General features: G+C 74.1%; 16 protein-coding genes. 5 read left to right on the forward strand and 11 right to left on the reverse strand.

The window, feature by feature from the left end:
* Positions 1-15: 15 nt before the first annotated feature.
* Positions 16-507: an NUDIX domain-containing protein gene (locus ACWD11_RS28930; protein ID WP_389420728.1), complete on the forward strand. Its 492-nt coding sequence runs from the start codon at positions 16-18 to the stop codon at positions 505-507.
* A 12-nt stretch (positions 508-519) separates the two neighbouring features.
* On the opposite strand, the gene ACWD11_RS28935 is transcribed toward ACWD11_RS28930, so the two are convergent.
* A complete protein-coding gene (locus ACWD11_RS28935; protein ID WP_389420727.1) occupies positions 520-720 on the reverse strand; it encodes a type II toxin-antitoxin system VapB family antitoxin in 201 nt (66 codons plus the stop codon).
* A gap of 82 nt (positions 721-802) precedes the next feature.
* On the opposite strand from ACWD11_RS28935, the gene ACWD11_RS28940 reads away from it, so the two are divergent.
* Both ACWD11_RS28940 and ACWD11_RS28945 read left to right on the forward strand, forming a co-directional pair.
* Positions 803-1,528 (forward strand): SIR2 family NAD-dependent protein deacylase, encoded by a 726-nt coding sequence (locus tag ACWD11_RS28940; protein WP_389420726.1) that lies wholly within the window; start codon positions 803-805, stop codon positions 1,526-1,528.
* Positions 1,529-1,542: 14 nt separating this feature from the next.
* Complete coding sequence (locus ACWD11_RS28945; protein WP_451286474.1) at positions 1,543-1,923, forward strand: VOC family protein; 381 nt, start codon at positions 1,543-1,545, stop codon at positions 1,921-1,923.
* On the opposite strand, the gene ACWD11_RS28950 is transcribed toward ACWD11_RS28945, so the two are convergent.
* From ACWD11_RS28950 to ACWD11_RS28960, 3 genes are read right to left on the reverse strand one after another with little or no spacing between them, the layout of a single operon-like run.
* On the reverse strand, positions 1,920-2,402 hold the full coding sequence (locus tag ACWD11_RS28950) for a methylated-DNA--[protein]-cysteine S-methyltransferase (protein ID WP_451286475.1): 483 nt from the start codon (positions 2,400-2,402) through the stop codon (positions 1,920-1,922). The two genes, ACWD11_RS28945 and ACWD11_RS28950, sit on opposite strands and share 4 nt — an antisense overlap.
* A gap of 9 nt (positions 2,403-2,411) precedes the next feature.
* Positions 2,412-3,893: an AlkA N-terminal domain-containing protein gene (locus ACWD11_RS28955; RefSeq protein WP_389420723.1), complete on the reverse strand. Its 1,482-nt coding sequence runs from the start codon at positions 3,891-3,893 to the stop codon at positions 2,412-2,414.
* Between the two features lie 49 nt (positions 3,894-3,942).
* Entirely contained in the window at positions 3,943-5,859 is a 1,917-nt protein-coding gene (locus tag ACWD11_RS28960) for a heavy metal translocating P-type ATPase (protein ID WP_451286477.1), read from the reverse strand.
* A 56-nt stretch (positions 5,860-5,915) separates the two neighbouring features.
* Here ACWD11_RS28960 and ACWD11_RS28965 point away from each other — a divergent pair, with 56 nt between their 5' ends.
* Positions 5,916-6,272, forward strand: coding sequence for an ArsR/SmtB family transcription factor (locus ACWD11_RS28965; protein WP_389420721.1), 357 nt, complete (start codon positions 5,916-5,918; stop codon positions 6,270-6,272).
* A gap of 3 nt (positions 6,273-6,275) precedes the next feature.
* Here ACWD11_RS28965 and ACWD11_RS28970 read toward each other — a convergent pair whose 3' ends face one another.
* The 7 genes from ACWD11_RS28970 to ACWD11_RS29000 all read right to left on the reverse strand — a co-directional run bounded on the left by ACWD11_RS28970 (position 6,276) and on the right by ACWD11_RS29000 (position 14,523).
* Positions 6,276-7,583, reverse strand: a complete 1,308-nt coding sequence (locus ACWD11_RS28970; protein ID WP_451286479.1) for a hypothetical protein — start codon at positions 7,581-7,583, stop codon at positions 6,276-6,278.
* A 230-nt stretch (positions 7,584-7,813) separates the two neighbouring features.
* A complete protein-coding gene (locus ACWD11_RS28975) occupies positions 7,814-8,323 on the reverse strand; it encodes an O-acetyl-ADP-ribose deacetylase (protein WP_389420719.1) in 510 nt (169 codons plus the stop codon).
* On the reverse strand, positions 8,320-9,729 hold the full coding sequence (locus ACWD11_RS28980) for a phytoene desaturase family protein (protein ID WP_389420718.1): 1,410 nt from the start codon (positions 9,727-9,729) through the stop codon (positions 8,320-8,322). Before ACWD11_RS28980 ends, ACWD11_RS28975 begins: the two co-directional genes overlap by 4 nt.
* Before the next feature lie 107 nt (positions 9,730-9,836).
* Positions 9,837-10,685: an inositol monophosphatase family protein gene (locus ACWD11_RS28985; protein ID WP_451286482.1), complete on the reverse strand. Its 849-nt coding sequence runs from the start codon at positions 10,683-10,685 to the stop codon at positions 9,837-9,839.
* A gap of 140 nt (positions 10,686-10,825) precedes the next feature.
* Complete coding sequence (locus ACWD11_RS28990; protein ID WP_451286483.1) at positions 10,826-12,649, reverse strand: gamma-glutamyltransferase family protein; 1,824 nt, start codon at positions 12,647-12,649, stop codon at positions 10,826-10,828.
* Between the two features lie 117 nt (positions 12,650-12,766).
* Positions 12,767-13,432, reverse strand: a complete 666-nt coding sequence (locus ACWD11_RS28995) for a response regulator (RefSeq protein ID WP_451286485.1) — start codon at positions 13,430-13,432, stop codon at positions 12,767-12,769.
* Positions 13,429-14,523 (reverse strand): sensor histidine kinase, encoded by a 1,095-nt coding sequence (locus ACWD11_RS29000; protein ID WP_389420714.1) that lies wholly within the window; start codon positions 14,521-14,523, stop codon positions 13,429-13,431. The genes ACWD11_RS28995 and ACWD11_RS29000 overlap by 4 nt, the downstream gene beginning before the upstream one ends.
* A gap of 167 nt (positions 14,524-14,690) precedes the next feature.
* Here ACWD11_RS29000 and ACWD11_RS29005 point away from each other — a divergent pair, with 167 nt between their 5' ends.
* A complete protein-coding gene (locus ACWD11_RS29005) occupies positions 14,691-15,692 on the forward strand; it encodes a carboxymuconolactone decarboxylase family protein (RefSeq protein WP_451286487.1) in 1,002 nt (333 codons plus the stop codon).
* Positions 15,693-15,770 lie beyond the last annotated feature (78 nt).

Raw genomic sequence — 15,770 nt, forward strand, 5'->3', positions numbered from 1 at the left:
GGTTACCCTTCCTGGGTGACCACTCAGGACTTCGCCACGTACATCGCGGGGCTGCCCCGCGTCCTCGCCGGTGCCGCCGCCCTGTTCCGGGACGCGGCGGGGCGGGTGCTGCTCGTCGAGCCCAACTACCGTGAGGGCTGGGCGCTTCCGGGCGGTACGGTCGAGTCCGACGACGGTGAGACCCCGCGCCAGGGCGCCCGCCGGGAGACGGCCGAGGAGATCGGCCTCGATGTGCCGCTCGGCCCGCTGCTCGCGGTGGACTGGGTGCACGGCACGGCCCGGCCGCCGCTGGTCGCCTATCTGTACGACGGTGGTGTCCTCGGCGAGGACGACTTCAAGGCGATCCGGCTCCAGGAGGAGGAGCTGCTGTCCTGGCGTCTGGTCCCGCGCGAGGAGCTCACCGGGTATCTGCCGGGCGCCCTGGGCCGCCGGGTGCTGGCCGCGCTGGACGTCCTCGCGGACGGCGGGGGCACGGCGGAGCTGGAGAACGGGCACCGGGCCGGCTGAGCCGGGCCCGGGTCAGCCCTCGACGTCCCGGGGCCGGGCGTCGACCTCGCGCAGCGCGTCGTCGCGTTCGGCGAGGCGGGCCTCGGTGCGGTGACCGCGCGCGATGTAGTCGCGGACGACGAGTTCGACGGCGTCCTGGGGGCTGCCTACGCCCGCCAGGACCATGGCTTCGACGACGAGTTCGGCGTCGAGCGAGACGGTGACCTTGGCCATGCGCGGACGCTACCACTGTCGGCGGCCCGGTGGCCCGAATATCCGTTCGCCGGGCTCCGGCCCCCGGCCTACCCTCGGTGCCATGGCCAAGCCCCTCGTCGCCCTCCTCACCGGCGCCGGTATCAGCACGGACTCCGGGATCCCGGACTACCGCGGGCCGAACGGACTGTGGCGGCGCGATCCGGACGCCGAGAAGCTCGTGACGTACGCCTATTACATGGGCGACCCGGAGATCCGTCGGCGCTCCTGGGAGATGCGGCGCGAGAACCGCACGCTGCGGGCGGAGCCGAACGCCGCGCACCACGCGGTCGCCGAGCTGGAGCGGTCCGGGGTGCCGGTCAGGGTGATCACGCAGAACGTGGACGGGCTGCACCAGCTCGCCGGGATGCCGGCGCGCAAGGTGCTCGAACTGCACGGTTCCGCGCGCGGTGTGGTGTGCACCGGGTGCCATGCCCGCGGGCCGATGGAGGACGCCCTGGCCCGGGTCGAGGCCGGTGAGGAGGATCCGCCGTGCCTGACGTGCGGGGGGATCCTGAAGTCGGCCACGGTGATGTTCGGCGAGCGGCTCGACCCGGTGGTGCTGGGGGAGGCGGTCTCGATCGCCAAGGCCTGCCAGGTGTTCATCGCGGTCGGCAGCAGCCTCCAGGTGCAGCCCGCGGCGGGCCTCGCCGGGGTCGCCGCCGACCACGGGGCACGGCTCGTCATCGTGAACGCCGAGCCGACCCCGTACGACGCACGCGCCGACGAGGTGATCCGGGAGCCGATCGGCACCGCGCTGCCGGAACTGCTGCGCGGGCTCGGCCGGTAGCCCAGAATGCGATCATGACCTCTGCCATCCGACATGTGACGGTCGACTCCGCCGACGCCTATCGGCTCGCCTCCTTCTGGTCCCGGGTGCTCGGGCTGCCCGTGCACGAGGACGACAAGCCGGGCGACGAGGACGCGCTGATCGAGGGGGCGGGGCTGCTGTTCGTCACGGTGCCGGACCCCAAGACGGTGAAGAACCGGGTGCATCTGGACCTGCGGCCCACGGACCGTACCCGGGACGAGGAGGCCGAGCGGGTCCTCGCCCTCGGCGCCACCCTGGTCGACGACCGCCGCACCCCGGACGGCAAGGGCTGGGTGGTCCTCGCCGATCCGGAGGGCAACGAGTTCTGCGTGGAGCGCGGCGCCGCGGAGCGGGCGGGCGAGGCCGGGGCCTAGAACAGGGCCGCGCCGCTTTCGAAGCCGAGCAGTTGTTCCTTGCGGGCCAGACCGCCGCCGTAGCCGGTGAGGCTGCCGTTGGCTCCCACGACACGGTGGCAGGGGATGATGATGCCGATCGGGTTCCTGCCGTTGGCGAGTCCGACCGCGCGGGAGGCGGCGGGGTTGCCGAGGGCGTCGGCCAGTTGGCCGTAGGAGCGGGTCTCGCCGTAGGGGATCGTGCGGAGTTGGTCCCAGACTCGGCGCTGGAACGGGGTTCCCTTCAGGCGCAGTTCGAGGGTGAACTCCTTCAACTCGCCCGCGAAATAGGCCGCCAGCTGCTCCTGCGCGGCGCGGAACGCGGTGTCGTCGCGGTGGCCGAAGGTCTCCTCGGGTGGTCGGTGGCGCTGCTCGGTCATGTAGAGGCCGCACAGGACAGCGTCGTCGGCGACCAGGGTGAGCAGGCCGTAGGGGCTGTCGATCACGGTGTGCTGGTACATGGAACGTCCTTAGACCGGGAGGAAGTTGATCGGGTGGCTGTCGGTCGCCCACAGGTACTGGACGGCGTACGCCCGCCAGGGCCGCCAGGCGGCGGCGCGTGCGGTGAGCGCGGCGGGGGTGGAGGGCAGGCCCAACCCGCCTGCCGCGCGGCGGATTCCGAGGTCGGTGGGGAGGAAGGCGTCGGGGTCGCCGAGGGCGCGCATCGCGATGACGTCGGCCGTCCAGGGGCCGAAGCCGGGCAGGGCGAGCAGCCGGGCGCGGGCCTGACCCCAGTCGCTCTCCACTCCCAGGTGGAGTGATCCGTCGGCGAGTCGGCCCACCAGGGCGGTGAGCGTCGTGCGGCGGGTGCGCGGCATCGCCAGGGACTCCGGGTCCACCGCCGCCAGCGCCTCGGGCGCCGGGAAGAGGTGGGTGAGGCCGCCCTCGGGGTCGTCGACCGGTTCGCCGTGCGCGGTGACCAGCCGGGCCGCGTGGGTGCGGGCCGCGGCGGTGGAGACCTGCTGGCCGAGGACCGCCCGTACGGCGAACTCCGCCTCGTCGACCGTGCGCGGGACACGCCGTCCGGGGGCCTTGGCGACCAGCGGCGCGAGCAGGTCGTCCCTGCCGAGCTGCTCGTCGACGGCGACCGGATCGGCGTCCAGGTCGAGCAGGCGGCGGCAGCGGCTGATGGCGACGGGCAGGTCGCGCAGATCGCTGAGGGTGAGCCGGCAGCCGATGTGGTCGGGCTTCGGGGTGAGGGAGACGATGCCGTGGCCGTAGGGCAGGCGCAGGGTGCGCCGGTAGGCGCCGTCACGCCACTCCTCCACGCCCGGTACGGCGGTCGCGGCGAGGTGGCCGAAGAGGTTGTCGGGGTTGAGGGGCGCGCGGAACGGCAGCCGGAGGCCGAGGACGCCCGGGGTGTGCCCCGGGGTGCTGCGGGGTGCGCGGGCGCGCAGGTCGCCCGGGGCGAGGGCGAAGACCTCGCGCACGGTGTCGTTGAAGGTACGGATCGAGGAGAACCCGGCGGCGAAGGCGATCTGCGCCATCGGCAGCGGCGTCGTCTCGATCAACAGGCGGGCGGTCTGGGCGCGTTGGGCGCGGGCCAGGGCGAGGGGGCCTGCGCCCAGTTCGGCGAGGAGCTGGCGTTCGACCTGCCGGGTGCTGTAGCCGAGCCGGGCGGCGAGGCCGGGCACGCCCTCACGGTCCACCACGCCGTCGGCGATCAGCCGCATGGCGCGGGCCACCAGGTCGGCGCGCCGGTTCCACTCCGGGGAGCCGGGGCTGGCGTCCGGGCGGCACCGCTTGCAGGCCCGGAAGCCGGCCTGCTGACAGGCGGCCGCGCTCGGGTGGAACACCATGTTCTCCGGCTTGGGCGCGACCACAGGACAGCTGGGCCGGCAGTAGATCCCGGTGGTCAGGACCGCGGTGTAGAACCATCCGTCGAAGCGCGCGTCCTTGGCCTGGACGGCCCGTACGCAGTGCTCGGTCTCGGTGTGCATCCCCTTCTGCATGCGTCCAGCATCGAGCACGCGCCGGGGGAAGGCTGGCGAGAATCCGACATCAACCTCGGCGGTCCTGGGTCCATGCCGATTCACGCAGGAGCCGCAGTCCGTTGAGGCCGACCAGCACGGTCGAGCCCTCGTGGCCGGCCACGCCGAGCGGCAGCGGAAGGTGTCCGATCAGGTCCCACAGGACCAGGCCGGTGATGAAGACCCCCGCGATGACCAGATTCTGCACCACCAGCCGCCGGGCGGCCCGGGACAGCCGTACCACCGCGGGCACGGTCGTCAGCTCGTCGCGCACGATCACCGCGTCCGCGGTCTCCAGGGCCAGGTCGGAGCCCGCGCGGCCCATGGCGATGCCGGAGTGGGCGGCGGCGAGGGCGGGGGCGTCGTTGACGCCGTCGCCGACGAAGAGCACCTTGCGGCCCTGCTGCTGCAGCTCGCGTACGGCGTCGACCTTGTCCTCGGGGAGCAGTCCCGCACGGACGTCGGTGAGGCCGGTGGCCTCGGCGACCCGGGCGGCGGCACCGGCGTGGTCGCCGGTGAGCAGGACGGGGGCGGTGCCGGTCAGGGCGGTGAGGGCGGCCGTGGTGGCGGGGGCCTCGGCGCGCAGGCGGTCGGTGAGCGCGAGGGTGCCGACCGGCTGACCGTCGCGGTGCACCTGGACGACGGTCGCGTCGCTGTCGGCCTCGGCGCTGCCCACGCTCACCTGGCGCCCGTCGACGGTGGCGGTGACGCCCTGTCCGGGGATCGCGGTGAAGTCCTCGGCGGGCGCGAGGGAGAGGCCCCGGCCGCGGGCGGCGGCGACGATCGCGCGGGCCAGCGGATGCTCGCTGGGGTGCTCGGCGGAGGCGGCGAGCGCGAGCAGGGCGTCCTCGTCCAGGCCGGACTCCGGCAGCGGACGGACCCCGGTCACCTCGGGGGCGCCTTCGGTGAGGGTGCCGGTCTTGTCGAGGGCGGTGGTGTCGATCTCGCCGAGGCGTTCCATCGCGACGGCCGACTTGACCAGGACGCCGTGCCGGCCCGCGTTGGCGATGGCGGACAGCAGCGGCGGCATGGTCGCCAGGACCACCGCGCACGGCGAGGCGACGATCATGAAGGTCATCGCGCGCAGCAGGGCGTCGGTGAGTTCGGCCCCGAAGGCGAGGGGGACGCCGAAGACCGCGAGGGTGGCGAGCACCATGCCCACGGCATAGCGCTGCTCGATCTTCTCGATGAACAGCTGGGTCGGCGCCTTGGTGCGGGACGCCTCCTCGACGAGGGTGACGATCCGGGCGATCACCGAGTCGGCGGGGTCACGCTCGACCCGGACGCGCAGGGCGCCGGCGCCGTTGAGGGTGCCCGCGAAGACGTCGTCGCCGGGGCGCTTGAGGACCGGGAGGGGCTCGCCGGTGATGGTGGCCTCGTCGGCCTCGCTGGTGCCGTCGAGGACCCGGCCGTCGGCGCCGATGCGTTCGCCGGGGCGGATCAACAGCACGTCACCGACGCCGAGTTCGGCGGTCGGTACGGTCTCCTCGCCCGCCTCGGTGACCCGGGTCGCGGTGGTCGGCGCGAGGTCGAGCAGGCCGCGCACGGAGTCGGCGGTGCGGGCGGTGGCCAGGGCCTCCAGGGCGCCGGAGGTGGCGAAGATGACGATCAGCAGGGCGCCGTCGAGGACCTGCCCGATCGCGACGGCGCCGAGGGCCGCGACGATCATCAGCAGATCGACGTCGAGGGTCTTCTCGCGCAGCGCTCGGAGCCCTTCGAGCGCGGGCTCCCAGCCGCCGGTGACGTAGGCGACGGAGTACAGCGGGCCGTAGGCCCAGGCGGGGGCGCCGGTCAGGTCGAGGGCGAGGCCGAGCAGGAAGGCGACGGTCGCGGCGAGCGCCCAGCGGGCCTCGGGCAGGGCGAGGATCCGGGTACGGCGGCGGGGGGCCGCCGGGGCGGATGCGGGGGCGTGGGCGGGGGCGAGTGCGGTGGACACGCGGGCCACCATACAGGAACACATGAAGACTCATTCATCTGTTCATGTGTGGTGAGTAGGATACGCCCATGGGTCATGGAGCCGTCACCACCACCGCGGATGAGCGCGTACGCCTGGACGCGGACAATGTCGCGAAGGTGGCGACCACCCTCCAGGCCCTGTCCACCCCCTCCCGCCTGCTGATCCTGGCGCGGCTGCGCGAAGGACCGCTGCCGGCCACCGAGTTGGCCGCGGAGGTGGGCATGGAGCAGTCCGCCTGCTCGCACCAGCTGCGGCTGTTGCGCAATCTGGGCCTGGTGGTGGGTGAGCGGCGCGGCCGGTCGGTCGTGTACGCGCTGCACGACCACCATGTCGCCGAACTCCTCGACCAGGCCGTCTATCACGTGGAGCATCTGCGGCTGGGGATCAGTGACGCCACGGAGTGAGGGTCACGTCGTGGCCTCGTCCTCGGCCACGACGTCGACGATGTCCTCGGCCACGAAGTCGACGATCGCGAGCGCGAAGAGCAGGGTGAGCGCCAGGCCGACGACGACCCAGCCGGTCGGATAGGGCCACAGCCCGAACGCCAGCACCGCCGCGGCCACCAGCAGCCAGGAGATCCAGGTGCGGTGCCGGTGGACGTAACGACCCGCCCGGCCGGTGCGCAGACCCGCCCGGTCGGCGGTGGCGCGGGCGGCGCCGATGCCCGCGTGCCACATCTGCCGCAGGAACCGGGCGCGGCGGCCGGGGCCGGTGAGCCAGGCGGCGAGGGCGACGACCACGCCGAGGGCGAGCGCCACGCGGATGGCGGTGCGCAGGTAGCGGACCATGGTGTTGTACACGGCCTCGGCGGCGGGCTGCGAGATGCCGGAGGGCAGGGCGTCGAGGTACACGATGCGGAAGACGGTCAGGGCGATGCCGAGCAGGCCCGCCGCGACGGCGAAGCCGAGCGCGCCCGCGATCAGGGCCCGGCGGCGGTGCGTGGCCAACAGGACCCCGCCCGCGATCAGCAGCGCGGAGACGATCGGGAACCAGAATCCGGTGAGCTGCAGCAGCCGGAACCCGGTACGGGCCTGGCCGATGTCCTCCGACGTGATGACCGTGAAGTCGGTGTGGATCTCGGGGATCTTCCCCGCGACCGTCAGGCCGTCGTCGACGAGTCGCTTCTTGACCTCTTCGACGACCGGACCGAGGTCGATGGTCACCGCGTCGCCCTCCACCTTCACCGCGCCGCCGCCCTCGCCGGTCAGCGCCTTGACGACGGCCTTGTGGACCCGGCGGTTGGACTCGGCCCAGATGCGGTCGAAGGTGTCCGAGGCGATGACCGCCTGTGCCTTGTCGTGCACAAAGCTGCGGACCGCGTCCTCCAGCGAACCGCCCAGCTTTCCCAGGGCCTTCTCCACCAGCGGCCGGTCCGCGACCGGGGTCTGCGACAGCAGCGCCTTCAGGTCGAGGTGGGCCATCACGGCATCGCTGACCCGCCCCGCCACGGCGTTCTGGACGTCCCGGTCACGCGCGAGGGGTTCGACCGTGTCGACGTAGCGGTCGCTGTCCCGCGTGATGTCGGCGGTCCACGCCGCGAGGGCGCCCAGCGGGGTGAGGATGCAGCCCAGGACGACGAGCAGGGCGGCGAGCAGCGACTTGACGCGGTGCCGTCGCGGACGCACGGCGCGCTCGGCCTCCAGCGCCTCGACTCGCGCCCGCAGCCGCTCCAGCTCCGCCTCAGGCCCCAGCGGCAGCTCCCCGTCGCCCGCCATACCGGTCTCCCTCCTCTGCCCTGGGGTCAGCAGACCCCGGGGGCGGGAGGGCGGCGACCGTGGCACGCCGTCCGGGTGAGGCGGGAGGGGCGGGCCGGTGATACCGGCTGGACTCGGGCTGCCTGTTCCGGGTGGGCGTTGATCGCGCGGTGCGCCCGGAGGGTCAGGGGTGTCAGGCCGGTAGAGGTGTTCCGGGAGGGTGGGCGCCGTGCTCCGGGAGGGCCAGGTGGTCAGGGGAGTTGGGCGGTGAACGCCTCGTAGGCCCGTTCGTCGAACAGGACGAACGTCACCTCCTCGACCTCCGTCGGCGTCGTCCGGACCGTCTCGACCGCGATCCGGGCCGCGTCCGCCATGGGCCAGCGGTAGACGCCGGTGGAGATGGCCGGGAAGGCGACGGTGCGGGCGCCCAGTTCGTCGGCCACGGCCAGGGATGCGCGGTAGCAGGAGGCGAGGAGGCCGGAGCGGTCCTCGGTGGCGCTGAAGACGGGGCCGACGGTGTGGATCACCCAGCGGGCGTCCAGGTCCCCGGCCGTGGTGGCGACCGCCCGGCCCGTGGGCAGGCCCCTGCCGTACCGGGAGGCGCGCAGCTTGCGGCACTCCTCCAGGATCGCGGGTCCGCCCCGGCGGTGGATCGCGCCGTCCACTCCGCCCCCGCCGAGCAGGGAGGAGTTGGCGGCGTTGACGATCGCGTCGGCGCTCTGGCGGGTGATGTCGCCCTGGACCAGCGTGAGGGTGGTCATGTCTGCCTCAGCCTCCTCCACACGGCCTTCGCCGCGTTGTGTCCCGACATCCCGTGCACCCCGGGTCCGGGCGGGGTGGCGGAGGAACAGATGAAGACCGCCGGATGCGGAGTGCCGTAGGGGAACAGGGAGATCTTGGGCCGCAGCACGAGCTGGAGTCCGGAGGCCGCGCCGGAACCGATGTCGCCGCCCACGTAGTTGGCGTTGCGCGCGGCGAGCTCGGGGGGTCCTGCCGTGGCGCGGGCGAGGACACGGTCGCGGAAACCCGGGGCGTAGCGCTCCAGTTGGCGTTCCATCACGTCCGTGAGGTCGCCGGTCCAGCCGTTGGGCACATGGGCGTACGCCCAGAACACCTGCTTGCCCTCCGGGGCCCGGCTCGGGTCCACGAGACTCGGCTGGGCCGTGATCATGAACGGCCGCTCGGGCGCCCGGCCCTCCCGGGAGGCGGCGCGCAGCGCGGCGCCGATCTCCGCGCTGTCGGCGCCGATCTGCACGGTCCCCGCGCGGCGGGCCTCCGGCGCGGTCCATGGGACCGGTCCGTCCAGCGCATAGTCGATCTTGAAGACGCCCGCGCCGTACCGGTAGGTGTCGTAGTAGCGGCCGAGCCCCGCGATCCGGGCCAGGGCGGTGGGCGAGGTGTCGAAGACGTACGCGCGCGCGGGCGGCAGGTCGTCGAGCCGCTTGACCTCGTAGTCGGTGTGGATCGCGCCGCCGAGGTCCCGCAGATACGCGGCCAGCGCGTCCGAGATCGACTGGGAGCCGCCCCGGGCCACCGGCCAGCCGCGGGCGTGCGCGGCCAGGGCGAAGACCAGGCCCACGGCGCTGGTGGCGAAGCCGTTCAGCGGGGCCATCACATGGGCGACCAGACCGGCGAACAGGGTCTTGGCGCGCTCCCCCTGGAAGCGGCGGGTCTGCCAGGTCGACGGCGGCAGGCCCGCGAGGCCGAAGCGGGCGAGCGTGACCGGATCGCGGGGCAGCGCGGTCAGCGGCAGGGACATGAAGTCCCGGAGCAGGGTGTCCCAGCGCGGCAGGAACGGCTGGACCAGCCTGCGGTACGCCCCCGCGTCCCGCGCGCCGAACGAGGCGGCCGTCTCCCCGACCGAGCGGGAGAGCACGGCGGCGGTCCCGTCGGGGAACGGGTGCGCCATGGGCAGGTCGGCGTCCAGCCACCGCAGGCCGTACCGCTCCAGGGGAAGGGCCCGGAACGCCGGGGAGTTGGCGCCGAGCGGATGCACCGCCGAGCACGGGTCGTGGCGGAACCCGGGGAGGGTGAGCTCCTCGGTGCGGGCTCCCCCGCCGACGGTGTCACGCGCCTCGAACAGGGCGACGGAGAAGCCGCGGCGGGCCAGCTCCACGGCAGCGGTCAGTCCGTTCGGCCCCGCACCCACCACTACCGCGTCGAGCATCGACGGCACCTTCGGACTCCTTTGTCAGCCGATGGCCATGCGAGGTCAGGATATGCCGGGCCCGCCCACGGGCAGGGCCGGGCCCACCGGATCGCGCCGCTCGGTGGTCAGGGCGCCGCTCGCCCCAGAAGCTCCCGCACCCGCCTCGCCGTGGCCGCGTCCCGCGCCGCCGTGAACGGCAGGGCGTTGCCGCCGGTGATGCGGAACGGCTCGCCGGTCAGGGTGAGATGGGCACCGCCCGCCTCCTCCACGAGCAGCAGGCCCGCCGCGTGGTCCCAGGCCGCTTCCCAGCTGAACGCGACCGCGTCCGACTCGCCCCGCGCGACGGCCAGGTACTCCAGGCCCGCCGAGCCGCAGGCACGCGGTGCCACACCCTCGCTCCACAGGCCGAGCAGGGCGTGCTTCTGCTCGTCGGTGGTGTAGTCCGGGTGGGATGTCGCCACCCGCAGGTCGCGGCCCGCATCCGGCGCACCGGAGTGCAGCCGCTCGCCGTCGAGCCAGGCGCCCCGGCCGCGTATCGCGGTGGCCAGCTGGTCGCGGGCCGGCGCGTAGGTCCAGGAGGCGAGCAGCTCGCCGCCCTGGGCCAGCGCGACGAGGGTGCAGAATCCGGGGTCGCCGTGGACGAACTGGCGGGTGCCGTCGACGGGGTCGACGATCCAGACGGGCGCCTCGCCCTGTATTGCCGCGTAGGTCGCGGGGTTGGCGTGCACCGCCTCCTCGCCGACCACGACGGAGCCGGGCAGCAGCGTGCCGAGCGCCTCGGTGAGGTACTGCTCGGCCCTGCGGTCGGCGTCCGTCACCAGGTCGTGCGGTCCGCTCTTCTGGTCGACTTCGTGCGCGGCGAGCTTCCGCCAGCGCGGCACTATCTCCCGAGCGGCGGCCTGGCGGACTGCTTCCTCCACGTCAGAGGCGTGCCGAGCGAGAAACTCGTCGATGGTTTCCGTGTCTACGATCATGTCTCCATGAGAGCACGCCCCACTGACAATCCCCGCCCCGCCAGTAAAAACCGGGTGGAATCAGCGTGAACAGGCAGATTCGCACGGGGCATCCCGAATCGGCGTGAATACGTCGGTTGATGACGGGCCTCCCCCGGCCGTCACCGTCCCACGGCGTACCCCTGCATCCCCCGCGGATTGGCCGCCGCCGACAGCACCCCCGTATGCGGATCCCGTGCGACCGCGCACAGCCGCCCCTCCGACCAGGGCTCGCCGACCGTCACCCGGTGTCCCCGCCCGATCAGGTCCTCGATCACGTCCGCGGCCATGCGCGACTCGACGGTCACGCTGCCCGGCCGCGTCCCGCGCGGGAAGAAGGAGCCGGGGAAGCTGTCGTTGTGCCAGTTCGGGGCGTCGATCGCGCCCTGGAGGTCGAGGCCGCCGCGCACCGGCCCGCGCAGCGCCACCGCCAGGAAGAAGTGCAGCTGCCACTGGTCCTGCTGATCGCCGCCGGGCGTACCGAAGGCCAGGACCGCCTCCCCGTCGCGCAGGGCGAGCGAGGGCGAGAGCGTGGTGCGCGGGCGACGCCCCGGGGTCAGCGAGGCGGGCAGTCCCTCCTCCAGCCAGGTCATCTGGAGCCGGCTGCCGAGCGGGAAACCCAGTTCGGGCACGACGGGGTTGGACTGGAGCCAGCCGCCGCTGGGCGTGGCCGAGACCATGTTGCCCCAGCGGTCGACGACGTCCAGGTGGCAGGTGTCGCCCCGGGTGGCCCCGTCCCCGCCCACCTGGGGCTCGCCGGGCACGGGTGAGGCCGCGTGCCGGGCGACCGTGGGCTCACCTGCGCCGGGTGCCGGGAGGGAGGCGTCGTCGAGCACCACGCGCGCGTGCGCCGCCAGCCTGGGCTCCCGACCGCCGGGACTGCCGGGCCGCAGTTCGTGGGAGGCGCCGGCGCCCACGAGCGCCCGCCGGCGCGCGTTGTACCGCGCGGACAGCAGCTCCCCGACCGGTACCTCGCCCGCGTCCCCGTACCAGGCCTCCCGGTCGGCCATGGCGAGCTTGCAGCCCTCGATCAGCAGGTGGACGTAGTCGGCGGAGCCGTAGGGCGGCAGCTCGGCGGGGAGCAGCGCGAGCTGCTGGAGCAGCACCGGGCCCTGGCTCCAGGGGCCGGCCTTGCACAGCGTCCAGCCGTTCCAGTCGTACGTCACCGGCGCCTCGTACGTCGCGGACCAGGCGGCCAGGTCGTCGGCGGTGAGGGTGCCGGTGTGGCGCTCGCCGCTGGTGTCCAGGGTGGGCCGCCGGGCCTGCCGGACGAGCGCCTCGGCGATGAATCCGGTGCGCCACACCTGGCGGGCCGCCTCGATCCGCGCCTCCCGGTCGCCGGCCCCTTCCACCTCGGCGAGCAGCCGCTTCCAGGTGGCGGCGAGGGCGGGGTTGCGGAACAGCCTTCCGGGGCGCGGCGGCGTGCCGTCCGGCAGGTACACGCGGGCCGACGACGTCCACTCCGTCTCGAACAGTTCCCGTACGGCCTCGACGGTGGCGCCGACGTTCTCCACGGGCGCGTGTCCGTGTTCGGCGTATCCGACGGCGTACTTGAGCACGTCGGCGAGGGACTTGGTGCCGTGGTCCCGCAGCAGGAGCATCCAGGCGTCGAAGGCGCCGGGCACCGCGGCGGCGAGCGGGCCGGTGCCCGGGACCAGGTCCAGGCCGAGTCCCCGGTAGTGCGCGACGGTCGCGCCGGCCGGGGTGACGCCCTGGCCGCACAGCACCCGCACCTCGCCGCCCGCCGGGGCGAGCAGGATCGGGACCTCGCCGGCCGGGCCGTTCAGGTGCGGCTCGACGACGTGCAGGACGAACGCCCCCGCCACGGCGGCGTCGTAGGCGTTGCCGCCGTCCTCCAGCACCGCCATCGCCGACTGGGAGGCCAGCCAGTGGGTGGTGGACACCATGCCGAAGGTGCCCTGGAGCGTGGGGCGGGAGGTGAACACGGGCGGGCTCCTCACTGCGCGGCTGCCGGTCGGGCGATCGTACGCGGGTCACTTCCCGGCGCGCGCTGCCGCCGGCCCCTGACTCATGTCTCGCCGCGCGCTGTCGCCGGCCCCGACTCAGTTCCCGCCACGCGCCGCCACCAGTCCCGACTCGTAGGCGAATACGACCAGTTGGGCGCGGTCGCGGGCGCCCAGTTTGGTCATGGCGCGGCTGACGTGGGTCTTGGCCGTGAAGGGGCTGATGACCATGTGCTCGGCGATCTCCTCGTTGCTCAGGCCGCGGGCGGCCAGCGCCGTCACCTCGCGTTCGCGGCGGGTGAGGCCCTCCAGGCCGGGAGCGGTGGCCCGGTCCGGGGGGCGGGCGACGAACTCGCCGATCAACGTGCGGGTCACCGACGGGGACAGCAGTGCCTCGCCGCGCGCCACGACCTCGATCGCCTGGAGCAGGTCGGCCGGTTCGGTGTCCTTCAGCAGAAAGCCGCTCGCGCCCGCGCGCAGCGCCTCGAAGACGTACTCGTCGTGGCCGTAGTTGGTGAGCATCACCACGCGGACGTCCGCGAGGGCGGGGTCGGCGGCGATCAGGCGGGTCGCCTCGATACCCGTCATCACCGGCATCTGTACGTCGATCAGGGCGATGTCGGGGGCTTGCGCGCGGACGAGGGCCACGCCCCGCTCCCCGTCGGCCGCCTCGCCGACCACCTCGATGCCGTCCTCGGCGTCCAGCAGGGCCCGGAACCCGGCCCGCATCAGCGCCTGGTCGTCGACCAGCGCCACCCTGATCATCCCGCCTCCCCCAGCGGCAGCTGCGCCCGCACCGAGAAGCCGCCCTCCGCGCGCGGGCCCGCGTGCAGCGTGCCGCCGAGGGCGGTGACGCGCTCCCGCATGCCGGTGAGCCCGATGCCGGGCACCGGCGGGCGGTCCGGGACGGCGTTGCCGTCGTCGTCCACCCGGATCGTCACGTCCTGTCGGCCGTAGGCGAGTTCCACGCTGACCTGTGCCTGTCCCGCGTGCCGTGCGGCGTTGGTGAGCGCCTCCTGGACGATGCGGTAGACGGCCCGGTCCACGGTCGCGGGCAGCGGGCGGGCGTCCCCGGTCACCGCCAGCTCGGCCGCGAGGCCCGCCGCCCGGGCCCGTTCCACCAGCAGCGCCGGGTCGCCGCCCGGCTCGTCGGTGCGCAGCACCTCCAGGGTGGCCCGCAGTTCGCGCATGGCCTCCCCGCTCGCCTCCTGGATGGCGAGCAGCGCGGGCGGCACCTCCTCGCCGCGCTTGCGGGCGAGGTGCACGGCGACGCCGGCCTGCAGCTTCACGATGGAGATGCTGTGGGTGAGCGAGTCGTGCAACTCTCTCGCTATCCGCAGGCGTTCCTCACCGGCCCGGCGCAGGGCGGCCTCCTCTCGGGTGCGCTCGGCCTCCACGGCGCGCTGTTCGGTCTGGCGCAGGTAGGCCTGCCAGTTGCGGTCGGCGAGCCCGGTCACCACCGCGCACAGGAACCAGCCCGCGAGCAGCGCGGACTTCTCCAGCACCTCCTGGGTGCCGGGTCCGGTGGCGAGGTGCGCGGCGAGGAAGCCCCCGGCCGCCGCCCCCGCGAGGGCCCGGTGCCCGACCCGGGCCGCCGTGTGCACGGCGCCGATGACGGGCAGGGCGGCCAGGGTTCCGGGCTGGGCGTGCAGCACGTAGGCGGCGCCGCTCACGGTGGCGACCGCCAGCACGGCCCGGGGCGCCGCCCGGTGGAACGCGAGCGCCGCACAGCCCGCGGCGGCGAGCGCGTAGTCCACGAGGGCCGCACCGGCGGCGGTGGCCAGCACCAGGGCGCCGACGACGACCGCCAGGGCCGCGTCGGCGAGCTGCGCGCGTGTGACCGTGATCCCGCTCATGACGGCACAGTAGACGCCCGCGCCGACACCGGCGTCAGCCCTGTGGACAACTCCGGCACTACTCCCCCCGCAGTAGTTCCCGCTCCCCGGCGGCCCGGCCGGAGCAGCGTCAACTCCCTTCGGCCGTACGACGACCGCGGGCCCCCGCCCGGAGCACGCTGCTGCCCATGACCACACCCTTCCGTTACACCCGGCCCGTGCCGCCCAAGGCGGCCACCGGTCGTGTCGCCGAGGTCTACCGGCAGCTCTCCCATGACTTCGGCATCGACGAACCGGCCACCTTCGTGGTGCTCTCCTCGGCACCGGACATCCTCACCGGCACCTGGGCGTTGCTGCGCGAGTCGCTGATCGCGGGCCCCGGCAGCCGGACCGGCAAGGAGCTCGCGGCGCTCGGGGTGTCCCAGGCCAACCAGTGCCCGTTCTGCGTGGACGCCCACACCGTGCTGCTGCACGCCACCGGCGACCACGCCCTCGCCGAGCGCCTGGTGCGGGGAGAGCGCCCGGCGAACGAGGAGCACGCGCGCGTACTGGAGTGGGGCAGGCGGACCCGAGTGCCGAGCCCCGCGTCGCAGCCGTACCCCTTCCCCCGTGAGCACGCTCCCGGGTACGTCGGCACGGCGCTCGCCTTCCACTTCATCAACCGGATGGTGTCGGCCCTGGTGAGCGGGGGCCTGATGCCGGCGAACGCCCAGCGGCTGAGGGTGGTGCGCAGCCTGGCCGGCCGTTCGCTCTCCCGGACCGTGCGCCGCACGGCCGTGCCCGGCGCGTCGCTCGCGCTGCTGGACGGCCCCGAGCCCGGCGAGGCTCCCGCGTGGGCGGGCGACCGTGCCGTGGGACCGGCCTACGCGGCGCTGCTGCGGGCGGCCATGGCGGGCGCCGAGCTGCTCGGCGCCGACGAGCAGGCCGTCGTACGGGAGCGGCTGTGGCACTGGGACGGGCGGCATCCGGGACCGGTGCTCGAGGGGTTCCCGGACCGCCGGGAGCGGCCGGGGGCGCGGCTGGCGCTGCTGGCGGCCCTCGCGCCGTACCGGATCACCGACGAGGACGTGGCGGCCTGGCGGCGGCCCGAGCACACCGACCACTGTCTGGTGCACCTCGTGGCCTACGGGGCGTTCACGGCGGTGGACCGGATCGAGTCCGCGCTGAGCCGGTCCATCGCACGGACATAACAGGGCAGACGGCGCACGGGCGGTGGGCCTGCGTCACCGCCCGTGCACGGAGCGAGTTGACACTTCCGCCCCACAGTC

The sequence above is a fragment of the Streptomyces sp. NPDC002776 genome (genome assembly GCF_053592195.1).

Coding starts and splice junctions, on each gene's coding strand:
- ACWD11_RS29005 (WP_451286487.1), top strand. CDS start 14,691: ATGACCACACCCTTCCGTTACACCCGGCCCGTGCCGCCCAAGGCGGCC.
- ACWD11_RS28965 (WP_389420721.1), top strand. CDS start 5,916: ATGGGTCATGGAGCCGTCACCACCACCGCGGATGAGCGCGTACGCCTG.
- ACWD11_RS28970 (WP_451286479.1), bottom strand. CDS start 7,583: ATGGCGGGCGACGGGGAGCTGCCGCTGGGGCCTGAGGCGGAGCTGGAG.
- ACWD11_RS28955 (WP_389420723.1), bottom strand. CDS start 3,893: ATGCAGAAGGGGATGCACACCGAGACCGAGCACTGCGTACGGGCCGTC.
- ACWD11_RS28975 (WP_389420719.1), bottom strand. CDS start 8,323: ATGACCACCCTCACGCTGGTCCAGGGCGACATCACCCGCCAGAGCGCC.
- ACWD11_RS28945 (WP_451286474.1), top strand. CDS start 1,543: ATGACCTCTGCCATCCGACATGTGACGGTCGACTCCGCCGACGCCTAT.
- ACWD11_RS29000 (WP_389420714.1), bottom strand. CDS start 14,523: ATGAGCGGGATCACGGTCACACGCGCGCAGCTCGCCGACGCGGCCCTG.
- ACWD11_RS28985 (WP_451286482.1), bottom strand. CDS start 10,685: ATGATCGTAGACACGGAAACCATCGACGAGTTTCTCGCTCGGCACGCC.
- ACWD11_RS28995 (WP_451286485.1), bottom strand. CDS start 13,432: ATGATCAGGGTGGCGCTGGTCGACGACCAGGCGCTGATGCGGGCCGGG.
- ACWD11_RS28940 (WP_389420726.1), top strand. CDS start 803: ATGGCCAAGCCCCTCGTCGCCCTCCTCACCGGCGCCGGTATCAGCACG.
- ACWD11_RS28960 (WP_451286477.1), bottom strand. CDS start 5,859: ATGGTGGCCCGCGTGTCCACCGCACTCGCCCCCGCCCACGCCCCCGCA.
- ACWD11_RS28950 (WP_451286475.1), bottom strand. CDS start 2,402: ATGTACCAGCACACCGTGATCGACAGCCCCTACGGCCTGCTCACCCTG.
- ACWD11_RS28980 (WP_389420718.1), bottom strand. CDS start 9,729: ATGCTCGACGCGGTAGTGGTGGGTGCGGGGCCGAACGGACTGACCGCT.
- ACWD11_RS28935 (WP_389420727.1), bottom strand. CDS start 720: ATGGCCAAGGTCACCGTCTCGCTCGACGCCGAACTCGTCGTCGAAGCC.